The sequence below is a fragment of the Shewanella sp. 1CM18E genome, assembly GCF_023161665.1.
Classification (GTDB): Bacteria; Pseudomonadota; Gammaproteobacteria; order Enterobacterales; family Shewanellaceae; genus Shewanella.
This window is the reverse complement of sequence record NZ_JALNTW010000030.1, coordinates 1-11,394: the sequence shown is the minus strand read 5'-3', so window position 1 is coordinate 11,394 and position 11,394 is coordinate 1. Positions and strand designations below refer to the sequence as shown.

General features: G+C 47.3%; 2 protein-coding genes. Both read left to right on the top strand.

Annotated elements, in window-relative coordinates; translation table 11 throughout:
• On the top strand, positions 1-5,166 hold a 5,166-nt coding region (locus MSG37_RS21170; RefSeq protein ID WP_248472777.1), incomplete at its 5' end, for a VCBS domain-containing protein.
• Between the two features lie 247 nt (positions 5,167-5,413).
• On the top strand, positions 5,414-11,394 hold a 5,981-nt coding region (locus MSG37_RS21165), incomplete at its 3' end, for an Ig-like domain-containing protein (protein WP_248472775.1).

The window sequence follows — 11,394 nt, the reverse complement described above, 5'->3', positions numbered from 1 at the left end:
AACCAGTTAGCCCTCGGCGAAACCATCACTGAAACCTACACAGTAACCGTAACCGACAGCAATGGCGCCACCGACACCCAAGATGTGGTCATCACCATTACCGGTACCAATGACATTCCAGAGCTAACGGTGACCAACACAGGTAGCGTCACCGAAGACAGTATTGATGTGGCACCAGACCGCCTTGTTGCCACCGGTGACATCACCACCTTTGATGTCGATAACAACGATGTCCTCACCTTAAGTGCTAGCTATAACGGCGATATTGATTGGCAAAACCCAGCCATGGCTGCGCTCACTGCCCAACAAGTTTCCGATTTACTAGCAGGCTTTAGTCTCGATAACGATGACATGGGCTGGACCTATGATATCGATAACGCCTTAGTGGATTTCTTAGCCGAAGGCGACAGCATCACTTTCAGTTTTGATGTTACCGTCACCGACAGTAACGGTGCCTTCACCACCCAAACCGTGACCATGACCATTAACGGCACCAACGATGCGCCGGTCATTACCCCGTCACCTGATGATGAAGCCGGAGAAGTGATAGAGGCTGGTGTGCAGCCGGGCGGCAACACGCCTGAGCCAGGCGTTGCTATGGTACAAGGGGATTTAGATGCCACTGACCCTGACAGCGGTGATACGCAAAGCTGGTCGTTTGCCCCGCAGGCCAGTGTTTACGGCAGCTTTAGTATTAACTCGGCTACCGGCGTGTGGACCTATACCCTCAACGACAGCACTGATAACAACAGTCCGGTCAACCAGTTAGCGCTGGGTGAAACCATCACTGAAACCTACACCGTGACCGTGACCGACAGCAATGGCGATACTGATACGCAAGATGTGGTCATTACCATTACTGGTACCAATGACCAACCTGAGCTAACGGTGACCAACACCGGCAGCGTCACCGAAAACAGCATTGATGTGCAGCCTGATCGCCTCGTGGCCACTGGTGACATCACCACCTTTGATGTCGATAACAACGATGTGCTCACTCTAAGTGCCAGCTATAACGGTGATATTGATTGGCAAAACCCAGCCATGGCCGCCCTCACCGCCCAGCAAATCAGTGACATCATTGATGGCTTTAGTCTCGATAACGATGACATGGGCTGGACCTATGATATCGATAATGCCTTGGTGAATTTCCTCGCCGAAGGCGACAGCATCACCTTCAGTTTTGATGTCACCGTCACCGATGCGAATGGGGCCTTTACTACCCAAACCGTGACCATGACCATTAACGGCACCAACGATGCGCCGGTCATTACCCCGTCACCAGAAGATGAAGCCGGTGAAGTAATTGAGGCCGGTGTGCAGCCGGGCGGCAATACGACTGAGCCGGGCGTTGCCATGGTACAAGGGGATTTAGATGCCACCGACCCTGACAGCGGTGATTCGCAGACGTGGTCGTTTGCGCCGCAGGCCAGTAACTACGGTAGCTTTAGTATTAACTCGGCTACCGGCGTGTGGACTTACACCCTCAATGAAAGCAGTGATGACAACAGTCCGGTTAACCAGTTAGCCCTCGGCGAAACCATCACTGAAACCTACACAGTAACCGTAACCGACAGCAATGGCGCCACCGACACGCAAGATGTGGTCATCACCATTACCGGTACTAACGACCAACCAGAGTTGACCATCAGCAATATCGATGGGGTGATCACCGAAGACAGCATTGATGTGCAGCCTGATCGCCTCGTGGCCACTGGCGACATCACCACCTTCGATGTGGATAACAATGATGTACTGACCCTAAGCGCCAGCTATAACGGCGATATTGATTGGCAAAACCCAGCCATGGCGGCCCTCACCGCCCAGCAAATCAGTGACATCATTGATGGCTTTAGTCTCGATAACGATGACATGGGCTGGACCTATGATATCGATAATGCCTTGGTGGATTTCCTCGCCGAAGGCGACAGCATCACCTTCAGTTTTGATGTCACCGTCACCGATGCGAATGGGGCCTACGATACTGAAACAGTGACAATAACCATCAATGGAGGAAATGACGCTCCAGAGGTTGTCTCTGCAACACCTGTTACTGTTTCAGAAGAAGGTCTAGACAACGGAATTATTGATGCTGTAGGTACCCCATCCGATACAACTAATCTAAAAACTGAAACTGGAACGATTACTTTTACCGATAACGATGCGCCAAATAGCGATATATTTACATTATCACTTTCAGGCCCTAGTACAGATATGTATTCCAATAATGTTTTGGTCACTTGGGCTTGGGATCCAAATACCAACACATTAACCGGTTCAGCTAACGGCATACCTGTTATGACCATAGTAATGGGAGCTGTAAGTGCAGGATTATCTGGCTTTGAAGCGACTTACACCGTTAATTTGTTGCAAAACATTGATCATCCATTAAACGATATAGAGGACATCCTAACATTTAACTTTGGAGTAACGATTAACGATGGTACTCAAGATGTTATAACTAGTTTTGATGTAACCATTGAAGATGACGCCCCAGTAGATGAAGTCGATGAATTAGCACAAAATATTATCCCTCACCTTATCGGTAGCAATGTTTCTGGGGATCTATTTGATCCTGGCGCGGATGGATTTGGCAGCGTTAGCTTTCAAGTCTTAACAACAGGTTTACAGTACAATGGTCAGAGCTTAAGTTATTCAATGAGCGGTAACACTCTCACGGCTAGCGCCAGTGGAACAGACGTATTTACAGTCACCGCTGTGCTTGATCAAAATGGCCACTATGACTATGTATTTGAGCTTCTTCAAAAAGTCGATCAAGAAATTCTCATAGACTATGATTTAGGCTCCGCGCCTGCAGGTAATAATTTCGCTTACTACGTTGATGCAAATGGAACCATTTATAGCCAAGACGGACAAGCTACAAATGTAATATCAACGATTACAGGCTTTACCAACGGTATTTCGTCACAAATAAATGCTAATAGCCATGGTGTTGGGGTTGGACCGCAAACTTCTATTAGTGATAACGAATCCATAAAAATAGACTATGGTCCTAATGGAACCTCACTGTTGGCAATCAATTTAGGTACAAATAATAACGGAGTGCACACTGGCTCCGCGGATATTCAATACATTGTCACCTATTCAGATAGTAGTACCAAAGTTGTTAATACCAGCATATCACCTACTTTGTTAATCGAAGAGCTTGAATCCAATGGATTATCAATTATGTCTATTGAAATATTCCATGTCTCAGGCGAAGACTTCCAGTTAACAAGCCTTGCATCAACTGGTCTAATATTTAACGAACCGATAGATATAGAGTTTGGTTATTCCGCTACTGATGGCGATAACGACGCAGTTGTCTTTACTCAAGATAATACTGGTCAATTTAATATCACTCTAACGCCAGACAACTCGCTTCCTAACGCACTCAACAACTCTTACCAACTTGATTCAGGCTCAGCCATTACGGCCAACATGATTACTGATGACACTGAAAGTGGAGTAGATAGTGACGGGGATGCAGATACGTTAACGATTACTCAAATAAATGGCGTCGGTCTAAACTATGTAAATGGCTCTGCGACTGTTTCGCTACCAGGTGGACAATTAACTGTCCAAGCTGATGGGTCATTTACATTCTCTCATAATGGAAACTCTTCAAATCCGGTTAGCTTCAACTATACCATTAGCGATGGTAATGGCGGATTAGATACTGCGACTGTAGATATAGGGGTCTTTGATACTGCAACCTTAAACCCAGGTGACGATACTTATACCGGGACTACAGGTAATGACACCATTGTTAGTGATGTATCAGGGTTTATGCCGGGAGATGATTATAACCTTGCCTTTGTAATTGACTCTTCAGGAAGTATGGGAGCTAATGCTGTAGCCACAGCAAAACAGCAAATAACAGCTGTATTGAATACCTTAATAGCAAATGCTAACCAACCTGGTGCCGGCACTGTGAATGTACTACTCGTTGACTTTGACCAAAGTGCAAATACTTTAATCGAAATCGATCTCAGTACAGGTAATGCAGCGGCCCAAATTGCTCAAGCATTTACTGCAATGACAAGCGGAGGAACAACAAACTATTCTGCAGCGCTAACTGAGGCATACAATTGGTTTAACTCGAATTATCCTAATGGTAACAATAGCACCTTCTTTATCACTGATGGTGCGCCAAATACTGATAACGGCCAACCAGGAAGTTACTTCAATAATGCACTTGCAGCATTCGCACTGTTAAACGCCATTTCTGATGTAGAAGCTATCGGTTTAGGACCAAATATAAACACCTCGATCTTACAGCAGTTCGATTCTTCAGCCCCGTTGATTAATAATATTGATGTTAATGATCTTGCTGATGCAATTCTTCAATCAAATATTTTACCAGGTAATGACACCGTATCAGGCGGTGCTGGAGATGATATCATTTTTGGCGATTTAACTGACTTCCTAGGTAATGGCTTACAAGGCATTGACGCAGTTAGGCAGTATGTAGCTGACGACCAAGGCATCAATATTAATGCTGTTAAAGATACCGATATCCATGATTTTATAGTTAATAATTATGGAACATTTGATGTATCACAAGTTGATGATGGTAACGACACAATAAATGGAGACAGCGGAAACGATATCCTCTTTGGACAAGGAGGAGATGATACTCTTGATGGCGGAAGTGGTAATGATGTACTTATTGGCGGCGATGGCAATGATACCATTATTGGTGGTATTGGCAGAGATCTTATCGTAGGAGGTTCCGGCAATGATGAGCTCTATGGTGGTGAGCTGCTGTCCCCCGATGATAACCAAAGAGACTTTTTCGAATGGGGTCTAAGCTCTGCTGATGGCAGTACTGATACAGTCTTTGGCTTTAATCATCAGATTGACACTTTAGACCTCTCTGATCTTTTAATTGATGAAGAAAATGGTAATTTAGAAGACTTCTTATCATTTAGTTTCAGTGGCGGTGACACAACTATCACCATTGATGCAGATGGTCTCGGAGTAGGTACTGACGGGGTGACTATCGTTTTAGATGGAGTGGATTTATCGAGTATCTATGGCTCTTCAGATGCTAGCACTATCATTAATCAACTGATAAATGATGAAGCCTTGATAGTTGATCCAAATACATCGCCTTTCGTTCCTCCATACAATCAATTTGATGACGGATTAAACCCACCATAATATCAGTCTAAAGTTTAACTTGATCTCTTTGATGCACCTGCATTGAATAACAGCCACTATATCTAGTGGCTGTTTCATTTCCATTGCTGCCCAGCCCAATATTTACCACCAAAAAAAACGTTAAAAATTAGTATGAAGACTGATGTCAAAAAATTGACCCAATATTTCAAACTGTATAACATTAGTTACTAACAAGTTACCCATCATAATACTACTGCTATATTTTGTTTTCGCAGGGAGCCAAACAATGAAGTCAATTTTTACAACTCAGGTTGGATATATCCTTAACCTTAATGGCACCGTTACAGCAAATATTGACGGTAACACGAGAGAATTGACCCAAGGTGATCTCGTGCCCGCGGAAACCAACTTACTATTAGCAGAAAATAGCTCCCTCGAAATACAGTATGACGATGGCAGTATTTTAAATTCGGAGCCATTTAATTCAGAAGATGAATCTCTTAGTGAAATAGCTGAAATTCAAGCACTCATTGCCGCAGGTGAAGATCCAACTGAAGGTCCAGATACGGCAGCAGGTGGACAGAGTGGTAATGAAGGTGGCTCAAGTCTCGTATCAATTGCTAGAGGCGGTGCGGAAACAATTGCAGCAAGCGGTTTCGATACTGATATACAAGCCAACACTCAAACAATTGATACTAACGATAGTCTAAACCCTAATAACAATGACTTGTTAGACTCTCCTACTATTGTTGCTAACGACAACCAGACCATTGCTGAAGACGGTATCGCTACGGGTAATGTATTAGACAATGATTCAGATGTTGATAGCGACCTCAGTGTTACTAGCTTTGAAATCAATGGCGAAATCTATACTGCTGGCACCACTATCGTGCTTGATGGTGGCTCATTAGTTATCAATGAAGATGGCTCTTATACCTTCACGCCAAATGCAGATTGGAACGGCAGTGTCCCAGTTATCACCTACACCACCAATACCGGTGAAACGGCCACGCTGACGTTGGAAGTGACCGCAGTAGATGATCCAAGTATTGTGGCTAACGACAGCAACACTATCGCTGAAGACGGTATCGCTACGGGTAATGTATTAGACAATGACTCAGATGTTGATAGCGACCTCAGTGTTACTAGCTTTGAAATCAATGGCGAAACCTACGCTGCAGGCACCACTGTCGTGCTTGATGGTGGCTCATTAGTCATCAACGAAGATGGCTCGTATACCTTCACCCCAAATGCAGACTGGAACGGCAGTGTCCCAGTTATTACCTACATCACCAATACCGGTGAAACTGCCACGTTGACGTTGGAAGTGACCGTAGTAGATGACCCAAGTATTGTGGCTAACGACAGCCAAACCATTGCTGAAGACGGTATCGCTACGGGTAATGTGCTAGCTAACGACTCAGATGTTGATAGCGATTTAACCGTCACTAGCTTTGAAGTGAACGGTGAAACCTATACTGCAGGCACCACTGTCGTGCTTGATGGTGGCTCATTAGTTATCAATGAAGATGGCTCTTATACCTTCACGCCAAATGCAGACTGGAACGGCAGTGTTCCAGTTATCACCTACACCACCAATACCGGTGAAACGGCCACGCTGACGTTGGAAGTGACCGCAGTAGATGATCCAAGTATTGTGGCTAACGACAACCAGACCATTGCTGAAGACGGTATCGCTACGGGTAATGTATTAGACAATGACTCAGATGTTGATAGCGACCTCAGTGTTACTAGCTTTGAAATCAATGGCGAAACCTACGCTGCAGGCACCACTGTCGTGCTTGATGGTGGCTCATTAGTCATCAACGAAGATGGCTCGTATACCTTCACCCCAAATGCAGACTGGAACGGCAGTGTCCCAGTTATCACCTACACCACCAATACCGGTGAAACGGCCACGCTGACGTTGGAAGTGACCGCAGTAGATGACCCAAGTATTGTTGCTAACGACAGCCAAACCATTGCAGAAGATGACGTTGCAACAGGCAATGTATTAGACAATGACTCAGATGTTGATAACGATTTAACCGTCACTAGCTTTGAAGTCAATGGCGAAACCTACGCTGCAGGCACCACTGTCGTGCTTGATGGTGGCTCATTAGTTATCAATGAAGATGGCTCGTATACCTTCACGCCAAATGCAGATTGGAACAGCAGTGTCCCAGTTATTACCTACACCACCAATACCGGTGAAACTGCCACATTGACGTTGGAAGTGACCGCAGTAGATGACCCAAGTATTGTCGCAAATGACAGCCAAACCATTGCCGAAGATGGCGTTGCAACAGGCAATGTGTTAGCTAACGACTCAGATGTTGATAGCGACCTCAGTGTTACTAGCTTTGAAATCAATGGCGAAACCTACGCTGCTGGCACCACTGTAGTGCTTGATGGTGGCTCATTAGTCATCAATGAAGATGGCTCTTATACCTTCACGCCAAATGCAGACTGGAACGGCAGTGTTCCAGTTATCACCTACACCACCAATACCGGTGAAACGGCCACGCTGACGTTGGAAGTGACCGCAGTAGATGATCCAAGTATTGTGGCTAACGACAGCAACACTATCGCTGAAGACGGTATCGCTACGGGTAATGTATTAGACAATGACTCAGATGTTGATAGCGACCTCAGTGTTACTAGCTTTGAAATCAATGGCGAAACCTACGCTGCAGGCACCACTGTCGTGCTTGATGGTGGCTCATTAGTCATCAACGAAGATGGCTCGTATACCTTCACCCCAAATGCAGACTGGAACGGCAGTGTCCCAGTTATCACCTACACCACCAATACCGGTGAAACGGCCACGCTGACGTTGGAAGTGACCGCAGTAGATGACCCAAGTATTGTTGCTAACGACAGCCAAACCATTGCAGAAGATGACGTTGCAACAGGCAATGTATTAGACAATGACTCAGATGTTGATAACGATTTAACCGTCACTAGCTTTGAAGTCAATGGCGAAACCTACGCTGCAGGCACCACTGTCGTGCTTGATGGTGGCTCATTAGTTATCAATGAAGATGGCTCTTATACCTTCACGCCAAATGCAGATTGGAACGGCAGCGTCCCAGTTATCACCTACACCACCAATACCGGTGAAACGGCCACGTTGACGTTGGAAGTTACTCCAACTATAGATGGTGCTCCGCAAGTCACTATCACAACTGATATTGATAATGACGGCATCATTAATTCAACAGAATTAAACGGCGGTACAAATGTTAATGCAACAATCGACTTAACAGGCACTGGCGCCCAAGTTGGTGATACTTTAACAGTCAATGGAACAGAAATAGTCCTAACTCAAGAAGACATCAATAATGGCTCAGTAGATGTCACCCTTCCCTCGCCAGGGGAAGGCAATGAAATAGTCGTTGTTGCTACGATTACAGATCAAGCCGGGAACACTTCTGCTCCAGGCAGCGACTCAGCAGTCTTAGACGCAATTGATGGCAATATAACTATCAATCTCACCGTTAACGACAACGCTGAAACTGCCAATATCTCTGGCTCCACAACTGACGTGGCACCAGGTACAACAGTGACTCTCACGCTCACCGATAGCGCCGGCAATACGCAAGATATCACCGGTGTGACCGTTAATGATGATGGCACTTACTCGATTGGTGGCATCGATATCTCAGGTCTGGTTGATGGTGATATCACGGTTAACGCTAGCGCGGAAGATCGCAATGGCAACACCGTTAACGATGAAGCCACCGACAACATGGACGCCACTGATGGCGACCTAACTGTTGCGCTGACGGTTAACGATAACGCTGAAACCGCCAATATCTCAGGCACCACAACTGACGTGGCACCGGGCAGCACAGTCACGCTGACCCTGACCGATAGCGCCGGCAATACGCAAGATATCACGGGTGTCACCGTTAATGATGACGGCACTTACTCGATTGATGGCGTCGATATCTCAGGCCTAGTTGATGGTGACATCACGGTTAACGCCAGCGCAGAAGATCGCAACGGCAACACCGTCAACGGTAGCGATACTGACAACATGGACGCCACTGATGGCGACCTAACTGTTGCGCTGACGGTTAACGACAACGCTGAAACTGCGAACATCTCGGGCACCACAACTGACGTGGCGCCAGGTACAACAGTGACTCTCACGCTCACCGATAGCGCCGGCAATACGCAAGATATCACCGGTGTCACCGTTAATGCCGATGGTACTTATTCGATTGATGGCGTCGATATCTCAGGCCTAGTCGATGGTGATATCACGGTTAACGCCAGTGCAGAAGATCGCAACGGCAATGCTGTGAACGGTAGCGATACTGACAATATGGACGCCACTGACGGCGCCCTCACCGTGGCGCTGACTGTGGATGATAACGCTGAAACCGCCAATATCTCTGGCACCACCACAGACGTGGCACCGGGCAGCACAGTCACGCTGACCCTGACCGATAGCGCCGGCAATGTTCAGCAAGTGACGGGTGTCACCGTTAATGATGATGGTACTTATTCGATTGATGACGTGGATATTTCAGGTCTAGTCGATGGTGATATCAAAGTCGAAGCTAGCGCAGAAGATCGCAATGGCAACACCGTTAACCATGAAGCCACCGACAACATGGACGCCACCGATGGCGCGCTCACTGTTGCGCTCACCGTTAACGATAACGCTGAAACCGCCAATATCTCTGGCACCACCACAGACGTGGCACCGGGCAGCACAGTCACTTTGACCCTGACCGATAGCGCCGGCAAAGTACAAATCGTCACAGGTGTCACCGTTAATGATGATGGCACTTACTCGATTGATGACGTGGATATCTCAGGCCTGGTTGATGGTGATATCAAAGTCGAAGCTAGCGCAGATGATCGCAATGGCAACACCGTTAACGATGAAGCTACTGACAATATGGACGCCACTGATGGCGCCCTCACCGTGGCCCTGACTGTGGATGATAACGCTGAAACTGCGAACATCTCGGGCACCACAACTGACGTGGCACCAGATTCAACAGTCACGCTGACCTTAACCGACAGCGCAGGCAACGTGCAGCAAGTCACGGGGGTCACCGTTAATGATGACGGCACTTACTCGATTGATGGCGTGGATATTTCAGGTCTGGTCGATGGTGGTATCAAAGTCGAAGCTAGCGCGGAAGATCGCAACGGCAACACCGTTAACGATGAAGCCACCGACAATATGGACGCCACTGATGGCGCCCTCACCGTGGCCCTGACTGTGGATGATAACGCTGAAACTGCGAACATCTCGGGCACCACAACTGACGTGGCACCAGATTCAACAGTCACGCTGACCTTAACCGACAGCGCAGGCAACGTGCAGCAAGTCACGGGTGTCACCGTTAATGATGATGGCACTTACTCGATTGATGGCGTGGATATTTCAGGCCTAGTTGATGGTGATATCAAAGTCGAAGCTAGCGCAGAAGATCGCAATGGCAACACCGTTAACGATGAAGCCACCGACAACATGGACGCCACTGATGGCGCGCTAACTGTTGCGCTGACAGTGGATGATAACGCTGAAACCGCGAACATCTCAGGCACCACCACAGACGTGGCGCCAGGTACAACAGTGACCCTCACGCTCACCGATAGCGCGGGCAATGTGCAGCAAGTGACGGGTGTCACCGTTAATGCCGATGGTACTTATTCGATTGATGGCGTGGATATCTCAGGTCTAGTTGATGGTGACATCACGGTTAACGCTAGCGCAGAAGATCGCAATGGCAACACCGTTAACGGTAGCGATACTGACAACATGGACGCCACTGATGGCGCGCTAACTGTTGCGCTGACAGTGGATGATAACGCTGAAACCGCCAATATCTCTGGCACCACCACAGACGTGGCACCGGGCAGCACAGTCACGCTGACCCTGACCGATAGCGCCGGCAATGTTCAGCAAGTGACGGGTGTCACCGTTAATGATGATGGTACTTATTCGATTGATGGCGTGGATATCTCAGGCCTGGTTGATGGTGATATCACGGTTAACGCTAGCGCAGAAGATCGTAATGGCAACACCGTTAACGATGAAGCCACCGACAACATGGACGCCACTGATGGCGCGCTCACTGTTGCGCTAACCGTTAATGATAACGCTGAAACCGCCAACATTTCGGGCACCACAACTGACGTGGCGCCAGGTACAACAGTGACCCTCACGCTCACCGATAGCGCCGGCAAAGTACAAATCGTCACAGGTGTCACCGTTAATGATGATGGCACTTACTCGAT